This window comes from Cognaticolwellia beringensis (genome assembly GCF_002076895.1).
Taxonomy (GTDB): Bacteria; Pseudomonadota; Gammaproteobacteria; order Enterobacterales; family Alteromonadaceae; genus Cognaticolwellia; species Cognaticolwellia beringensis.
Genome location: NZ_CP020465.1, coordinates 4,140,619 through 4,158,144, shown reverse-complemented (window position 1 = coordinate 4,158,144; position 17,526 = coordinate 4,140,619). Strand labels below are relative to the sequence as shown.

The following is a 17,526-nucleotide window of genomic DNA, read 5'->3' as shown; positions in this document are numbered from 1 at the left end:
AAAGCATCTTCACACTGGTTAAAAGGGCATACATTCACAAGCATAGAAATTGAACGTGGGCCTTAAATACATTTTTGAAGTTCTTGGTTATGCAAGTATGGCAACCACTGATACCGTTTATGTGCAAAAATAAAAAGCGTGCTGAAAGTGTTAACGTCGAAAGGTTGACTAATTTTTCGGGCTAGCTTCAATAATAAACCTCTGTATAAAGGGGTATTAACTTGGACGATACTAAATACGCTATTAACCGCCCTGCTTTTATAATGATTATTCACAATATTATTGTAATTTTAGGTACTAATGTTAATTTACTAGCACATCAGATAACTTATAAAAACAGTATAAATATCAGATAATTAATCTTTCAACCACATTATTATAGCTTCTCTATGCGGTATAGAACCGCTGTGCACGTTTATTTCATCAACAATTATCGCTGGTGTGGTCATTATGCTATAAGCCATAATCACTTCTGGATCGATGACTTTGGTTATATGGACTGCAATATTGAGCTCATTTGCGATTTTTGTAATCACCTCAACTGATTTTGTACATTTTGCACAACCCGTACCTAATACTTTGATTTCTTTCATGATATAACCTTTTTAAATAAGGCCTTAAATAAACGGCGTTAGGAAATTAAAAATCCAACCAATTAATGTAAATGCACTCAGTAACAGCAAGAAAAGCACTGCTAATAATCGCCATTGCATCACTTGCTTCAATAAAATAAATTCAGGGAAACTTGCCGCAACGGTACTCATACAAAAAGCTAGTGTCGTGCCGATTGGAAGCCCTTGTTTAATTAAGCTTTCCATGACAGGAATAACACCCGTGGCATTAGAGTATAACGGTATACCCAGTAATACGGCGGAAGGAACCGACCACCATTGACCAGCCCCTAAATGTTCTTGGATCCAACCGTCTGGAACAAAGCCGTGTAAAGCAGCGCCTAAACCCACACCGACAATGACCCACTTCCATACTCGAGCAAATATTTCTAACATCTCATCTTTTGCAAAATTATGGCGTTCTTTTAAAGATAAGGCACTTATGTGTGCGACTTTAACACCTGAAGAAGCTTTTTTACCTCGCACTAATGCTTTCGCTGCAAACGATTGCAACCATCTCTCAGCTTTGATGGCATCAAGAAAAACCCCCGCTAAAATACCAATCGACATTCCCACAACGACGTAAAGCACAGTGAATTTCCAACCCAATAAACTCAGTAACAATAGTACTGCCACTTCATTTATTAAAGGTGAGGTAATTAGAAATGACATCGTTATCCCAACAGGGATACCGGCGGAGGTAAAACCCAAAAATACCGGAATGCTTGAGCAAGAGCAAAACGGAGTTATGGCTCCAAAACTAGCTGCTAATAAATAGCCGACCCCTTTGTGTTTACCCGCTAAATAATCACGAACACGTTCGAGATTCATCGACGCTCTTAATAAGGCTATTACGTAAATCATCACCAACAGTAGAAAAAAGATCTTTGTGGTATCTTCTATAAAGAAGTGCAGCGCATCACCTAGTTTTGTTGCTCTAGATAAACCGAGTATATCAACCACAAGCCAAGAGGCTATATCTGTAAAAACCTGAAAAATAATGTATTGCCCCTGTTTGTATAATGAATAATACCCAAATTACTGGCATTTGCATTTATCGTATGATGATAAAGCTAGCATCACGCGGTTAGTATAAATTGCTTGATAAACTCATGATGCCTAGCGTAAGCCCGCTATCGCTATAGTGTCGAAGATTTGAATGAATTTAATATTACATGCAGTTTCTCGCTCTATCTATACCGGAACACTTCCCTTTTTTGGGCATAACTCTCGTAATTCTTTGCACGAATAGACAGCAATTAATAGCAATAGCATTAACCAATGCAAGGTAATGGATAAAAGGGGTTATCGCTGCTTTGATGTCATCTTAAACCACATGCTAATTTAACTAACTTAATTAAAGCAGGTTATAAAAAAAAGCAGTTGATCTGTATCAATAGAGTAATCAAAAAATTTTTATTATCGTTATCTGTAGTTCTCATCAAACACTTTGGCTAAATCAGCTGACAAATTTAATGTTATTACAAAATCAGCAATTTGATCTTAATCAACATTTGGTCAGACAAATAAGTGCTATCGGATAAGTTTAACTATACTGAAAGACAAGCTTTACTCTCAGCTATGTAAAAAACTTGAAGATAGCATGGTTTAAATATAACGCTGCTATTTCCCGCAAGGCTGCTAGTTTAAGAAGAAATAGGCGATTATCTAAGCAATAAATCAGTTAAGGAAAGATAATGAAATACACTCTGTTCACTTTACTTATCACTGTGTTATTAACCCTGTTCAGCTGTACTAAAGGTGTTGATTCTCCTAAAGGATTTAGCCTTCCTAAAGGCTCTGTAGCTGCAGGTGAAAAAGTATTTTTAAAGTTTCAATGTCTAGCTTGCCACAGAGTTAAGAATGTTGAGGATGCCAGTATTGAGAAAAATGAAAGTATTTCAATTTTCCTTGGCGGCAATAAAACTGAAATTGTCACTTATGCTGAATTAGTTACTTCAGTTATTAACCCTTCTCATAAATTTTCTAATCCTGCCTTAACTCAGGCAAAAACGGCTGACGGACAATCTAAAATGAAAGTTTTTAATGACGAAATGACGGTAACTGAACTGATTGATTTGGTGACCTTTTTACAACCAAATTATACCTTAGTCCCTTACCGACATACCAAGTATCAATATTATCCTCAATAATAATTATTGGAGCTTTAGATGAATATTAAATTTTTTGGTGCGACGAGAGAAGTCACAGGTTCGTGCTATATGATACAAGTTAATGATAAAAACATATTACTGGAGTGTGGTATGTTACAAGGCTCTCATGAGCATGAACGACATAATCATGACGACTTTCCTTTTGATGTATCTGAACTTGATGCAGTGATTGTCAGTCATGCGCATCTTGATCACACGGGGCGATTACCCATGCTGATTAAAGAAGGTTTTCATGGCAATATATTTACTCATAACGCTACCGTAGATTTATGTGAAATCATGCTGGTTGATTCGGGCTATATTCACGAAAAAGAAGCGCGTTGGGAAAACAAAAAACTTGAACGTAAAGGCTTACCCTTAATAGAGCCACTTTATACCACTGAAGAAGCCGAAAGAACATTACAGTATTTTAAAGGGCTTAACTATGATCAGGAAGTGGAAATTTGCCCAGGTGTTAAACTAACTCTCAAAGATGCAGGGCATATTATTGGCTCAGCCATCGTTGAATTAACGCTTAATGACAATGGTGTGAACAAAAAAGTGGTATTTAGTGGTGATTTAGGTCATAAGAACGCCCCTATTTTGCGTGACCCATGCAAAATTAAATATGCTGATCTCGTCATTATGGAAAGTACCTATGGCGACCGGCTGCATCGCAGTTGGGACGATACTTGGCAAGAAATGGGTGAGATTATTGCTCAAGCTAAAAGTAATAAAGGCAATATATTGATTCCTGCTTTTACTGTTGGTAGAACCCAAGAGCTACTTTATGAATTTAAACAACATTTTGACCAGTGGCAGCTGGGTGATTGGCAAATTTTTCTTGATAGTCCTATGGGGATAAAAGCAACCCGTGTTTACGCTAAACACAGCGAAGTTTACGACCAAAAAGCGCTAGATATTAACAAGAATCATGATGGTCTATTCGATCTTCCTAACCTGCACATGTCAGAAAAAACTGAATACTCAATGAAAATCAACCAAATTAATTCAGGTGCTATCATCATCGCAGGTAGCGGCATGTGTACAGGAGGTAGAATTAAGCATCATTTTAAACATAACATTTGGCGTAAAAATGCCCATGTAATAATTGTTGGATTTCAAGCGAGAGGCACCATAGGCCGAGCGCTTGTCGATGGTACTAAAAATATAAACTTATGGGGTGAGAAGATACAAGTTAATGCCCATATTCATACTATTGGTGGCTTTTCTGCCCATGCTGACCAGCAAGGTTTATTAGAGTGGTATCAAGGTTTTGAAAATAGTCCCCCTGTGGTTCTTGTTCATGGTGAAGAAGAAGCAATGGAAGTGCTCTCACAAAAACTAAAACACCTACACAAAGTCAGTGTTGTACAAGCCAGTTACAAACAAAATATTGTTATCTAAAAATGGAGAAGTCTATGTATCAGCACATTTTATTAGCCACAGAACTTAATAACACTAAAAGTCACATTGAAAATAAAGTTAAAGAATTGCAACAGCTTACCAAGGCCAAACTGAGTGTTATTCATGTAATAGAGCCGATACCTGAGGTTTATTATGGTGGTATATACGGTGTTGTTCCTAACCTAGACGCAACAGATAGTGTTAGTACCTTAAGAATATTGGAAGAGCGTGCGAAAGAGCAACTAAAACCTCTGGCTAAAAGCCTAGGAATTAAAGAGCAAAGCTTGCATATACCTATAGGACGCATTAGCGAGGAAATCTTAGCTTTTGCAGAAAGTAAAAAAGTCGATTTAATTATAACGGGTAGCCACGGTGTGCATGGGTTGCAATTATTACTCGGCTCTACCGCTAATGCTATTTTACACGGTGCAAAATGTGATGTGCTAGCAGTGCGGTGTAGAGAATAAAAAAGCTAGCTTTAGGTTTTAACACCACCCCCGTCACAGCCTAAAATTAACTGATAGGTATGAGCTATGTATATATCTTCCCTATAAATCAATTTACTTGGTCTAAAATACCGTGCTCATACTGCTGCTTTACCATTATCTATATAGCCCGCAGGTATGCGGTGGTTAGCTACATTATATCTATGAATCGTTATTTTCATTAAGACCATAAGCGGAGCTAAATTTGTAATTACCGCATACTGACTAACGTCGCTAAAGGCGAGTACTCTTTCCAACTATTATAATTGAGTAAAAAAGGATTTATTAGCTGATGTTAAAACTCAAATCCGTTGCCATTGACACCTTTAAAGAGAACGTAGCTTATTTACATCGGGATTGTCCTTTATACCGTACCGAAGGCTTTCAGGCATTAATGAAAATAGAAATATCTGTAAAAGGTAATGTTCGCCCTGTACTTGCGGTATTAAATATTGTTGATGACTGCGCTATTGTCGATACAAATGAACTCGGTTTAAGCACCCAAGCCTTCGGACAACTGGCGAAAAGGCAGGGAGTTAACGTAAGCATTGCACCGGCCACCCCACCCATATCGCTTGAATCAGTACACCGAAAAATTGCCGGTGAAACGCTCAATAAAAATGAATATCATCTTATATGTCAGGATATTTTAGAAAACCGTTATTCAAAAATGGAAATTGCTGCGTTTTTAGTCGCTTGTAGCCATAACGGTTTAGAGCGTGAAGAAGTTTTTTTTTTAACAAAAGCTATGGTAGACACGGGTAAATGCTTAAACTGGGGCGAGGCTATTGTTGTAGATAAACATTGTATTGGCGGTATCCCGGGCAATCGAACCACCATGATAGTTATGCCAATCATTGCTGCCCACGGTATGCTTATGCCTAAAACTTCCAGCCGTGCTATTACCTCACCGGCCGGCACTGCCGATACCATGGAGGTATTGGCTAACGTTGAGCTCTCCATTGAACAAATGAAAAAGGTGGTACAGCAGCATCGTGGCATGTTGACATGGGGAGGAACGGCAAGATTGGCCCCTGTGGACGATATTTTAATTTCGGTTGAGCGTCCATTATCTATGGACTCAACTGGGCAATTAGTTGCGTCTATTCTATCTAAAAAAATAGCCGCGGGATCAACCCACTTGCTCATTGATATACCGGTCGGCACTTCCGCTAAAATTCATCATAATCAGGCGGCATTAGCCTTAAGAAAATTATTTGAATATATTGGTGATCTATTTGGTTTATATATAGAAGTTGTGGTGAGTGATGGCTCCCAACCCATAGGTAATGGTATTGGTCCCGCATTAGAAGCCAGAGATGTTCAACAAGTATTAAGTAACCAAAAATGTGCCCCAAGTGATTTACGAGAAAAATCTTTACGCTTAGCAGGACGTATATTAGAGTTTGATCCTGATGTTAGAGGCGGTCAAGGGTATAATATCGCAAGAGATATTTTAGAGTCTGGCCGGGCCTTTGAGAAGATGCAAGCCATTATTGCAGCACAAGGAGTCCAGCAAAAACAACAACGTAAAGCCGCGTTAGAATACTCGGTAACCGCTATAAAAAGCGGCTATGTCCATGCCATAGATAACTTAAATATTGCTCATATCGCAAGCCTTGCTGGCGCTCCTATCGATAAAAATGCCGGTATTAATATCAGCAAAAAAGTAGGCGATAATGTTAAAAAAGGTGACATTCTTTTTACGATATACGCCTGCTTTAAGAGTAATTATGAATTTTCCACACAATTTTCTAATGAAAACAATGCTTATGTCATAGAAAAAAATCCACCGGTGACAAACGATAACTACTTTATTTAATTTTTCCTTTAGGAGTTGCGATGACTTTAATACTGGGTTTTGACGATTATTTAATACCCGCACAACAACTAGCGAAAAGTTTATCGATGCCATTCAAAAGGATTGTATTGCATCGATTTCCAGATGGTGAAACAAAAGTTTTATTACCGGTTACATTGCCAAAGCAAGTGATAATATGTCGTACTTTAAACCAACCTAATGAAAAGCTCATTGAATTAATTATCACAGCTGCAGCAGCACGGGCCCAAGGTGTTAAATTTATAACCTTAGTCGCGCCCTATTTATGCTATATGCGACAAGATACCGCTTTTCACGAAGGTGAAGCTATCAGCCAAAAGATTATTGGTAAATTACTTGGAGACTATTTTGATCGCGTTATCACTATCGACCCACACTTGCATCGTATTAATAACTTAAGTGAGGCTATTAGCAGTCAAGCCATTGCTTTACATGCGAGTAACGCCATGTCGACATTTTTACAGCAGCACTTTAATCAACCTGTCCTCGTTGGTCCAGATGAAGAATCTGCGCAATGGGTTCAAGCCATAGCCAAACCGCACAATTGGCATTATACCATCGCGACCAAAAAGCGCTTTGATGATAAGAATGTTAAGGTAAGCTTAGCAACTAATAGCGACACTGGTGATAAAAATAGTGGACGTAATAAAAACAATAAAGCCCTAAGCTTGACCAATCGCGACGTGATCCTGGTTGATGATATTGCCAGTACGGGAAAAACCCTTGAACAAGCGGTAGAACAAATACAACTTCAAGCACCATCGAGTATTTCAATCATAGTCACCCATGCATTTTTTGTTGATGACGCCATAACAAGACTTACCCTTATGGGTGTTGCTAACATTTGGAGCTCAGACAGCGTGCTTCATAGCAGTAATGCTTTTAGTATTGTTGATACTATCGCAGAAACGTTGCAGTCGCATTGATAGGATATTACCCGTCACGCAGCAAAATATCATCTGTAAACACTTATCAGTTTATTCACTATGTATATTGGTTCAATATTAATTCAAAACATCTTTAACTGACTTATAGCCAGGTAAGATAATAAAATAGTCAGAATGACTGGCATTTTAAACTGTTTCACCATAACGTATAAACAATATTATATTATGGGAGATAACATGAGTGATGAAAATTCATATATTCCGCCGAAAGTATGGCAATGGAATACTGAAAATGGTGGCAACTGGGCAAGTATAAATCGCCCAATTTCCGGTCCAACACACGATAAAGTTTTAGCAAAAGGTAAGCACCCTTTTCAGTTATATTCCCTCGCGACACCCAATGGCGTTAAAGTTACTATTATGTTTGAGGAGTTACTAGCATTAGGTATAAAGGAAGCAGAGTATGATGCGTTCTTAATTGATATTAGTAGCGGCGAGCAATTTGGTAGCGGTTTTGTTGAGGTTAATCCAAACTCAAAAATACCAGCTTTGATCGATCAAAGTAATGAGCAATCTGTGAGATTATTTGAGTCTGGCTCAATATTATTTCACTTAGCTGAAAAATTTAATGCTTTTTTACCAACAACCGAAAATCGGACTGAATGTATGTCTTGGCTATTTTGGCAAATGGGCAGCGCGCCTTACCTTGGCGGTGGATTCGGCCATTTCTATGCTTATGCACCTGAAAAGATAGAATATTGTATTGATAGGTTTTCAATGGAAGTAAAACGCCAACTTGATGTGTTAGATAAGCATCTAGAAGATAATGATTACATGTGTGGCGATGCATATACTATTGCCGATATTGCTATTTGGCCATGGTATGGTGCGCTTGCTTTAAACCGTTTATATGATGCCGCAGAATTTTTAGATTTAAAGTCTTATAAAAATGTAATGCGTTGGGCTGAAAACATTGATCAGCGCCCTGCGGTTAAACGTGGAGTTATGGTTAATAAAACCTGGGGTGAGTTATCGAATCAACTGCATGAAAGACATGATGCTAGAGACTTTGATGAGCGTACTCAAGATAAGCTAACTGAAGAATAGTATTTCCAATAAAAAGAGCGTATTCCACATTACGCTCTTTTTATGACCAATAACTTATATACCTAACGACTTGCACCAGTTGCTAGCATGAACAAATTCTTTATGAATAAAGTTTGCATCAAGCCCGTATAAATCAGTTAGCTGCTGTATATTTTCACCATTACCTGTAATGTAATTAATGGTTAAATCTAATAATTCTCCTAATAATCCACTATGGTTTACTAAAGCGTCTACAATTGGCTTGGCTAATGGCATGGTTTTTAGAATTTCATCCATCGGTCGACTCAATATAACTTCAATTGCACTTAATAACCCGGTAATAAATGCAAAGTCACTAACTTCAATAAATGCGCTTTCCGTTGCAAGTGCTGCCATTAATTTTGCTGTTATTAACGACTGTCTTGAAACTTCACTGGTTTTATTGGTGGTTAATTTAGATAGCGCTAAAATGGTGACGAATTGCTTAAGCTTGTCTTCACCTAAATATGCAGCAGCTTGTTTTAATGAAGTAATTTCAACACGGGCGCCAGTTGCAACATTGTTAACTAATTTAAGTAAACCTAAGGTTAAATTGACGTCGTGACCAATTATTTCTGCGATATGATCAAAATCTAAAGGTTTATTGAATGTTTCGCTGATTAAATGCAGCATTTGTGACTTAATTGGCGCTAAGGTTTGCCCTTCAATAATTTCAGGCTCGTGATAAAAAAAACCTTGGTAATAATTAAAGCCGACTTCCGCTAACGATTGTAACTGATAGTTGGTTTCTACCTTTTCTGCGATTAATTTGATATTAAATGGTTTGATTCTATCCAAAACCGGACGTATACGTTTAGCATTGGTTATTTCTATATCTATTTTTATCATCGCAATATAGGGGAATAACACGTCCCATTTTTCATCAAGATCATATTCAGTCAATGCAACCTTATACCCTTTATCATGATAGTACTTCACAATTTTTAAGAGCCGATCACTTGCAGATTGATGCCCAACTAATTCAATAACGATACTAGCTTTATCGAACATCAGTGGATATTTGTTAATTAAGCATTTTTCAGTAAAATTTATAAAGGCTAATTTCCCTAAACTTACTGATTGAATATCACCCTGAAAATGATTTTGAATAATCAATTTCGAACTAGCAATATCTTGATCAATTTCGGGAAATTTATTTTCTGGACTATCTCTAAATAAAAGTTCGTAACCGACCGTTTGATGATTTCTGTCAAGTATAGCCTGACGGGCAATGTAACTTATTTGCATAGGAAGATTATTTAAAGACTTATTGTATGTAAAACATACCTTATTATGCATGTTATTGAAAAGTAATTAATGAAAATTTCGCAAGTTTATGATTTTAATAACCAGTAATTATCTTAAGTACGTTAAAAATACCATTAGGTAGTGTCAAATTGAGAAATTGACCCATTTACAATATCTAACGTTAGGACATCACCGTAAAAAACTCCTGGGATAAATGGCGCGAGGATTTCTAGTTGATTTAAGGGCTGTAAGTGTTCTTTTTTAGTAACTACTTGTGGTTGATAAATTAAAGCGGGATAGGATTTTGACTTTACTAGGATATGGCATCGACAAAACTTGAAATCTTCAGGCGGAACATCTTCATGCCATTTTACTTGCTTAAAAAAATGGTCATAACGCTTTAATATAATAGCATCGCAGTTAAATTGTGCATTTAAAGTTGCAGGGTGAAATACAGCAAGTTCAAGACCTAGAGCACGAAAAAATGGTGTTTGGGCTGCAATGGTACCTTTTGGGAACCGGGGATCATTAGCACACCCAGACGCTACTTGATGCCCTTTTACCACAGTAAATTTATATATAGCCATTATGTCGCATTCTTTTTAGTATGTTTCGCTGACTTATGCGAGTTTTCGATTCAATAACACAAAAATAGTAAAGCTATTTAATGACTAGCTCTGCTATTTGATAGGTTCCGTCAATATTATCGACATCTTTAAGCCCTAAAGCTCGTGTGATAATTGGTAATACATTTACGTTTTCAAAAGCTTCAACTTGCATGTTTTTTCTAAATGCGGGTCCAATAGCAATAAAGATTGCATTTAATTCAGCTTGAAGTTTTGGATCGTAACCATGTGTTTCAGGCTTTATAGAGGTTTTGCCATTATCAAAAATATAAGAGGGTAAGGCTTCAATAATAACATCAGGTACAGTGGCCGTTTTGCGGCTTAAACGCCAATGTGCTGGGAAGTTAGGGTATTGGTAAATACGATAATTTTGTTCTTCAGCCTGTGTTTGATTATTTTTAAATAGCTTAACGCTTTGCTGCAATTTTTTATCATTATCGCTATACAAATAAAGTTGTGTCGAACCATTGATAGCCTTTACGCCATCAACAATATTTTCTTGCCATTTGATGACATGATCTTGATAAATTTTTGTCATGCCATGATCGGAAACAATTACTAAATTAACCTCACCATTAAACTCTTGGTTAATTTTTTCGACAAAATTACCAATTAAAATATCTAATTTGCTAATAGCATTAATAAGTTCTGGCGAGTTTGCACCGAATTCGTGTCCTGCATCATCTACACTGGCAAAATAACCCACGATAAAGTTTGGACGTTCAGATTCGGGAAGCCGTAACCATGCAAGTATCTGCTCAAACCTATTTTCATTGGGTGTAAAATGATCATAAGGATAGTAATAACTGGCCGTTTTATTATCTATCGCGGTTTCAGATTCTGGCCAGAAATAAACTGCAGATTTATTACCCTGCATTTCGTTGATATGCCAAAGAGGATCAGCGGTAAGCCATCTAACATCATTCTTTCCAGCGCCCAATTTATATGTTTTTCCAATATCGCGATGGAAAAACGAATTATGCACTATACCGTGATTTATAGGATAGCGACCAGTGATGATACTTAAATGATTAGGGAAGGTTTTACTCGGATAAACCGGTAACAAGGCTTTGGCACTAGTCCCCTGCTGAATAAGTGACGTCAATGCCTTGGGTTTATATTGCTCTATATAATGTTGAGCAAAACCATCGATCGATAACAGTATCAGCGGTGTTTTAGCCCAACCTACGGAAGAAATAAAACAGCCAAAAAGTATACTTGCTTTTAGATTCATTCGTTAATACCAGTAAAATATGGCTAATTTTTATAACGATTAAGATAAGGTATTAACTATTTTATTACAAGCTAGCTTTGGGATTTCGATTTTAAACTTTTATATTTATAGTTATTTTATTAATGAGGGCCTACTTTGTATGAAGGTAAAGTGGATAAAATGATGGGCATTTAAAACACTAACGCATATCAATGCTATGGGTTAGTGTTTTGATCTTAGATAAATACAGGTTATTTAAATAAGTCTAAAATATTGACCAAATCTTTTTTACCATGCGCTATTTCGTCTGGTGTTAAGCCAGATAGTTCATGTGGAAAAACTAACCATTCTGCTGACTCATGTACATAATAATCAGGCACTAGATCTACTTTAGAATTTGTTGGCTTATACCAAGGACATGCAATTCTTACATCTGTTGGCATATTGTTGCGGGTTAACTTTTTCATTTGAGTTATTAACGCATCGATACTACGACCAGAATCGAATACATCGTCCACAATTAACAACCCGTCATCAGCATTTGCATTTTCAATTATATAATGTAAACCGTGAACTTTAATCTCTTTGCTTTGCTGATTAATACCGTAATAAGAAGATGTTCGAACGGCAATATGGTCAGTTTCAACTTCTTTAAAGTCAAAGTATTCTTGTACTGCAATGCCAATAGGTGCACCACCACGCCAAATGCCAACAATAAATTGTGGTCTAAAACCGTCTTCAAATACCTTCGCAGCAACGCGAAATGAATCTTCAAGTAACTCTTGCGCTGTTATAAATCGCTTTTCCATCGATGAGTTAACCTCATTTAATTAATTTTTAGAGTAAGGGTTATTATAACGTGATTTTTACCAGCCTGAGTAGCTCAGTTGAAAAATTTATATATTTTGATCAATAAATTTAATTTGTTGGTAGATAATATCGACTGCTGAGAGAAAAAATTCGCGATTTATGTTTTCAAAAGTGTCACTTATTTGGTGGTAATTTTTGTGACATCCAACACCAAAATAAATAAATGGAATACGCTGTCGATAAAATACCCCATGGTCACTCGCGAGTTGCCACTTTATATTTTTGTTCTCACATGGGTTTCGCTGTCTGAAGCCTTTTTTTAATTGCATAGCATAATTTTTCTGCTCAAAAACTAATGATTTTTCCTCGCCTAAGAGATCATTTAACCCTCTGCTTATATAACGTAAATATTTTGTTGTCGCATGACCCGCGATCATATCAAGGTTAATGTTAAGGACTATTTTGTCTAATATTATTGCGTTTTGCTTGATGAAAGATTTTGCTCCGTTTAAGTTAACTTCTTCTCCATCAGTGAATAAAACTATCACACTGTAACGTAACGGAGAATGTTGTAGTTTTTTTGCATAATATAATAAAGCTGAGGTGCCTGATGCATTATCGTCAGCGCCGTTATATATTTTATTACCATGGCCGCCAATATGATCAAAATGAGCAGAAATTACGATGAATCTATTTGGAAATTCAGTACCTGTAATTAAACCTACAACATTATTACCTTGGGTTGAATTTAAAAAACCTGTAATAGAAAAAGGCGCTAAATATTCACTTGATAGCGGTTTAATGTTGTTTAACTCAAGTTGGGCAACAATATAATCTTGGCTTGATTTTCCACCCGCTGTACCAATTTTCCGTCCTTGCAAGCTATCTAATGATAAGTAATGTAAGTGTTTTAACACGGTTTCTTGCGGGCTATAACCTATCTTTGAAAATGAATTTTTATGTATACTGCAAGCTGTGCTTATCAAAACAACCAACAATAAACAGTAAGGTTTTAAATTAATCATGGTAATTTAGTATTGTTATCGATCTGTTTTAAAATATTTAACTTAGCTATATATTGCTTGTCGAGTTGTGGGCTACGGTTTTTTGCTATGGCTTTTCTGACATAGTTTTCAGCTTTTTTAATTTCATTTAATTGGTAATAAACTTTAGCCAAACCAAAATAAAATTCATGGATATTATCATTGAGTTTTATGGCTTTTTTATAATGAGATATCGCCTGCTCATAAGCGCCTTGATATAACCTTTCATCAGCAAGTAGCGCATAATAATAAGGGTTACTAGCTCGCTTGTGCATAATATGACTATCAAGTTGCTTTGCTTCTTCATTTAACCCATTTATGTGCAACAACATGCTTAAATTAGCCATTGCGGTTAAATTATTTTTATTCAAATAAATAGCATATCGATATGTGTTAATTGCGCTTTGTTGGAAGCCTTTAAAACGATATAAAATACCTAAATTACCCCAAGCAGAAGAAAAATAAGGATCTACAGAGGTGGCTTTTTTTAAATAGGCATAGGCAGAGACATAATCCCTATTAACCATAGCTGTGGCAGCTTTATTATTGTAGAACATCGCAAGCACATTGTTTTTATAAATTTTACGCTTTGGAAACGACTTTTTATTAACAAATGGATCAAAATCAATTTCAATACCGGTGCGCTGCCAAAGTACCCTTTTGTCAGGAAAGCTTTCTTCCAAAACCGTTAAATTAATGTGTCCTGTGAGCATGTTGGTACGCCCATTACGCACCCAATACTCAGGTACTTCAACACGTTGAAAAGCAACATCTAACTTAGCCTCTTGGGATATCGCATAAGCCATAATAGTTAATGATAAACAGTTTGCCTCTTTATTTTTAAATGCTTTGGCTGCGATAACATTGGCCCCCGATTTATAGGCTAGATTGATGTTTTCTGGGCTAAAAAAATGTTGCAGTAACTTGTGCGCTTTTTTACGAGTATCACGTTCTAAACTAATACTTTTTGCCATTATTATCATTTCTTTACTCAAAGCAAAAATTTCATCCTCGGTCTCTACGTTAATCTCTTTGTAACCTTTAAATTTTTCATCTAAAAATTTATTAGTATGACTACCAATATCATAGCTTTGTAATTTGTTGGCCGATTGACAGGCCGTTAAGAAAAAAAATATTGCGGCTAGCAACGTGAGGTTTAATGAGTTTTTCATATACCCTCCTAAAAAACAGGCGACTTCCGTTCTATTAAGCATATGCCTGTTCATTGCATTGCGCTCAATTTTCAATCAACCATTAATAAAACATTACAATTTTTTAGCTCTAGCTTAATAACCCTATTAAATTGCTGATTAAGTTTTCACTTACAATTTGAGACAAGTAATATTTATTATTCCCTGCTATGCTGCGCACTATTGAATTTTATACTCTTGGTGGCCTTAAATTTATGAAAAAAACACTCGCCGGATTTTTTACCGGAAGTGCTATTGCCGTTGCTATAATCATAGCGACTACGAGCTATCAGTTATATAAGAACAAATATGCCACCATTGACGCTCAACTGAACGAAATATCAGGTATTGAGTTCGATAAAAGCATGAAGCTTTGGGCAATAAATGATAGCGGTGATGAAGCAAAGTTATATCAGTTGAATAAGTCAGGCGATATTGAAAGGTCGATTACCGTCACTAATGCTAAAAATATTGACTGGGAGGATATGACACAAGATGATTTTGGCCACTTCTTTTTAGGCGACTTTGGCAATAATGACAATCTTCGCAAATGGTTGACGATATATAAAATTGAAAACCCTATAGATATTAAAGGTGAAACAACTCAAGCAGAAATTATTAAGTTCACATACCCTGAACATACCAGTTTTCCACCTAAAGCTGACGAAATGGAGTTTGATGTTGAAGCGTTCGTTTTTTATAAAAAGCATTTATATTTATTTACAAAAAATCGGACTGTGCCTTTTAACGGCATAACCACTTTATATAAAATTGGTGATCATGCTGCCAATTACGATGCCATAAAAATAAGTAAATTTAAGACCTGTACTATCGCTGTAAAGCTATGTTGGATAACTTCAGCCGCTTTAAGTCCTAACAAGAAAAGATTAGCATTGTTGGATTCTCAACGTATTTGGTTATTTGAAAATTGGCAAGGAGATGACTTTTTTTCTGGTGATAGATATCGTATTGACTTAGGTATAGTTACACAAAAAGAAGCGATTACTTTTCTTGATAACGATAACATAGTATTCACTGACGAAGAGTTTCTCGGGATTGGCAGAAACGCTTATGAAATTAACCTTAATGACGTGAAAAAGAACAAGCTTTAAATTAAGTTACTTAATGGACTACTTAATGCAGGTTTAAACAAGTAAAAATACAAAAATTTGCGCCGCTAGTTTTACTTTATCAGTAAATTCATCAAAGTCGGCACAAATACTATTAGTGATATGATACTTGGACATTACAACAAAGGCATTGGAAGATAGTTATCTTGCATTTTAATTCTTTCAAGCCAATGACTTATGGCTGAAAATTGTGATAAATCAAACCCTCCCTCATCTGCAACATGGGTATAGGCAAATAACGCTATATCGGCAGTGGTTATTTTATCACCCGTTAAATAATCACTTTTCTGCAATTGCTGCTCCATCACCTTAAGTGCTTTATAGCCACCTAAGTGTTTTGACTCGTACTCAGCACGCCTATTTTCAGGTAAACCAAGGTACTTTGAGATAAATCGAGCGACAGCTATATAGGGTTCGTGACTATATTGCTCAAAAAATTGCCATTGTTGTACTTTGGCTAATGCAAATACATCATTAGGTAATAAATAGCGACCATGCGCTAAATAATTAATAATAGCGTTCGACTCAACTAAGCAGCGACCATCATCTAATTCTAAAAGTGGTATCTTGCCGTTATTACTTTTATTTAGAAAACTTGCTTTTTTATTGTCACCTTTAAGAATATTGATCGGGAACCATTGATATTTTATGTTTAATAAAGCACAAGTTAACTGCACTTTATAGCAATTGCCCGACTGACTATCACCGTATACCTTCAATTTAAACTCCTTTATTATAAAGAATGCTATGTAAAGTAATGCGTTAGTTCTATAGTTACTTATATAACTCATAGTAACTAAACTATCAGGAGATCACGATGATGACAAAACTCAATGGTTTTGCCAAAGGTGAAGTTATTAATTATAAACAATGGACCGACAACGAGTTTTCGATCACGGTAAAATCAGAAATTGGTCCTTATGTGGCGGGACAGTTTACAAAATTGGCCCTGCCCGATGAAAACGGTAACTGGCTTAGACGTGCTTACTCCTTTGTTAACTCTCCAAATCATAAATTAGGCTCAAATTGTATGGAGTTTCTTATTATAGATGTTCCAAATGGCGATTTAAGCCCAAAACTTGGGCAACTACACCTAGGTGATGAAATTTATGTAGGTGAAAAGCCGAGTGGCTTCATGACCCTGGCTGAAATTCCTGAAACCGCCACTAACCTTTGGTTACTTTCAACAGGCACTGCCATTGGCCCATTTTTGTCAATGTTGGCTGAAATAGAAACTCAAACTCGATTCGACAATGTTATCTTAGTCCACGCTGTGAGAACCCGTCAAGAATTAGTCTATCAAGATTTAATCGAAAAATTTAAACAAGATTATACTGGTAAGCTAACTTATCTACCGATAGTTTCACGCGAGAAACATCAGCATATAATGTCTGGACGTATTCCTGACTTATTAAAAGATGGTGGTCTAATGCAGGCAGTTAATTTAACGCCAGATACAGAAAGTAGCTTTTTCTATTTATGTGGAAATCCTGCCATGGTTCACGACACACGAGATGTATTACTTGAATTAGGTTTTCAAAAACACTTAAGACGATCTGCTGGACATTTTAGTTTTGAAAATTATTGGTAATTGAGCGATTGTTGATTACTGACTATCGAAAAGTCCCCACCTAAAATTGTTTGCCGGGTCTAAAAATCACTAACTATAGCAGTAGGATTTGAGCTTTTATGATATCAATTCGCTCAAGATCAGCTCTAAACTGATGGCTACAGATAGACCAAAAACACTGATAAAAA

General features: G+C 36.3%; 17 protein-coding genes. 8 read left to right on the top strand and 9 right to left on the bottom strand.

Features of this window, described 5'->3' with window-relative positions; all coding sequences use genetic code 11:
• Window positions 1-356: 356 nt before the first annotated feature.
• Together B5D82_RS17470 and B5D82_RS17465 are read right to left on the bottom strand one after the other, a co-directional pair.
• Window positions 357-593, bottom strand: a complete 237-nt coding sequence (locus tag B5D82_RS17470) for a thioredoxin family protein (protein WP_081153358.1) — start codon at window positions 591-593, stop codon at window positions 357-359.
• A gap of 24 nt (window positions 594-617) precedes the next feature.
• Window positions 618-1,610 (bottom strand): permease, encoded by a 993-nt coding sequence (locus B5D82_RS17465; RefSeq protein WP_081153356.1) that lies wholly within the window; start codon window positions 1,608-1,610, stop codon window positions 618-620.
• A gap of 698 nt (window positions 1,611-2,308) precedes the next feature.
• Here B5D82_RS17465 and B5D82_RS17460 point away from each other — a divergent pair.
• The 6 genes from B5D82_RS17460 (at window position 2,309) to yghU (ending at window position 8,490) form a co-directional block, all read left to right on the top strand.
• Entirely contained in the window at window positions 2,309-2,764 is a 456-nt protein-coding gene (locus B5D82_RS17460) for a c-type cytochrome (protein ID WP_081153354.1), read from the top strand.
• Window positions 2,765-2,782: 18 nt separating this feature from the next.
• The gene (locus B5D82_RS17455; protein ID WP_081153352.1) at window positions 2,783-4,171 is read left to right on the top strand and encodes an MBL fold metallo-hydrolase RNA specificity domain-containing protein; all 1,389 of its coding nucleotides are present in this window, start codon (window positions 2,783-2,785) and stop codon (window positions 4,169-4,171) included.
• A 14-nt stretch (window positions 4,172-4,185) separates the two neighbouring features.
• Window positions 4,186-4,638, top strand: a complete 453-nt coding sequence (locus B5D82_RS17450; RefSeq protein ID WP_081153350.1) for a universal stress protein — start codon at window positions 4,186-4,188, stop codon at window positions 4,636-4,638.
• A gap of 310 nt (window positions 4,639-4,948) precedes the next feature.
• On the top strand, window positions 4,949-6,478 hold the full coding sequence (locus tag B5D82_RS17445) for a thymidine phosphorylase family protein (protein ID WP_081153348.1): 1,530 nt from the start codon (window positions 4,949-4,951) through the stop codon (window positions 6,476-6,478).
• A gap of 20 nt (window positions 6,479-6,498) precedes the next feature.
• Window positions 6,499-7,422 carry a ribose-phosphate diphosphokinase gene (locus B5D82_RS17440; RefSeq protein ID WP_081153346.1) on the top strand — a complete coding sequence of 308 codons (924 nt, stop codon included), beginning with the start codon at window positions 6,499-6,501 and terminating at the stop codon, window positions 7,420-7,422.
• 198 nt (window positions 7,423-7,620) lie between these two features.
• Window positions 7,621-8,490 carry a glutathione-dependent disulfide-bond oxidoreductase gene (gene yghU / locus B5D82_RS17435; protein ID WP_081154594.1) on the top strand — a complete coding sequence of 290 codons (870 nt, stop codon included), beginning with the start codon at window positions 7,621-7,623 and terminating at the stop codon, window positions 8,488-8,490.
• 54 nt (window positions 8,491-8,544) lie between these two features.
• On the opposite strand, the gene B5D82_RS17430 is transcribed toward yghU, so the two are convergent.
• From B5D82_RS17430 to B5D82_RS17405, 6 genes are all read right to left on the bottom strand, one after another.
• The gene (locus B5D82_RS17430) at window positions 8,545-9,756 is read right to left on the bottom strand and encodes an EAL and HDOD domain-containing protein (RefSeq protein ID WP_081153344.1); all 1,212 of its coding nucleotides are present in this window, start codon (window positions 9,754-9,756) and stop codon (window positions 8,545-8,547) included.
• A gap of 134 nt (window positions 9,757-9,890) precedes the next feature.
• Window positions 9,891-10,343, bottom strand: a complete 453-nt coding sequence (locus tag B5D82_RS17425) for a hypothetical protein (RefSeq protein WP_081153336.1) — start codon at window positions 10,341-10,343, stop codon at window positions 9,891-9,893.
• A 73-nt stretch (window positions 10,344-10,416) separates the two neighbouring features.
• Window positions 10,417-11,616, bottom strand: coding sequence for an alkaline phosphatase family protein (locus B5D82_RS17420; protein ID WP_081153334.1), 1,200 nt, complete (start codon window positions 11,614-11,616; stop codon window positions 10,417-10,419).
• Window positions 11,617-11,846: 230 nt separating this feature from the next.
• Complete coding sequence (locus B5D82_RS17415) at window positions 11,847-12,404, bottom strand: phosphoribosyltransferase (RefSeq protein ID WP_081153333.1); 558 nt, start codon at window positions 12,402-12,404, stop codon at window positions 11,847-11,849.
• Between the two features lie 87 nt (window positions 12,405-12,491).
• Window positions 12,492-13,322, bottom strand: coding sequence for a M20/M25/M40 family metallo-hydrolase (locus B5D82_RS17410; RefSeq protein WP_157673928.1), 831 nt, complete (start codon window positions 13,320-13,322; stop codon window positions 12,492-12,494).
• Window positions 13,323-13,426: 104 nt separating this feature from the next.
• Complete coding sequence (locus B5D82_RS17405) at window positions 13,427-14,620, bottom strand: tetratricopeptide repeat protein (protein WP_081153329.1); 1,194 nt, start codon at window positions 14,618-14,620, stop codon at window positions 13,427-13,429.
• A gap of 233 nt (window positions 14,621-14,853) precedes the next feature.
• Between B5D82_RS17405 and B5D82_RS17400 the strand changes: the two genes are divergently transcribed.
• Window positions 14,854-15,750 carry an SdiA-regulated/phytase-like domain-containing protein gene (locus B5D82_RS17400; protein ID WP_081154592.1) on the top strand — a complete coding sequence of 299 codons (897 nt, stop codon included), beginning with the start codon at window positions 14,854-14,856 and terminating at the stop codon, window positions 15,748-15,750.
• A 134-nt stretch (window positions 15,751-15,884) separates the two neighbouring features.
• Here B5D82_RS17400 and B5D82_RS17395 read toward each other — a convergent pair whose 3' ends face one another.
• Entirely contained in the window at window positions 15,885-16,487 is a 603-nt protein-coding gene (locus B5D82_RS17395) for a glutathione S-transferase family protein (RefSeq protein ID WP_081153325.1), read from the bottom strand.
• A 98-nt stretch (window positions 16,488-16,585) separates the two neighbouring features.
• Between B5D82_RS17395 and B5D82_RS17390 the strand changes: the two genes are divergently transcribed.
• Window positions 16,586-17,359 carry a ferredoxin--NADP reductase gene (locus tag B5D82_RS17390; RefSeq protein WP_216629001.1) on the top strand — a complete coding sequence of 258 codons (774 nt, stop codon included), beginning with the start codon at window positions 16,586-16,588 and terminating at the stop codon, window positions 17,357-17,359.
• Window positions 17,360-17,526: the final 167 nt, after the last annotated feature.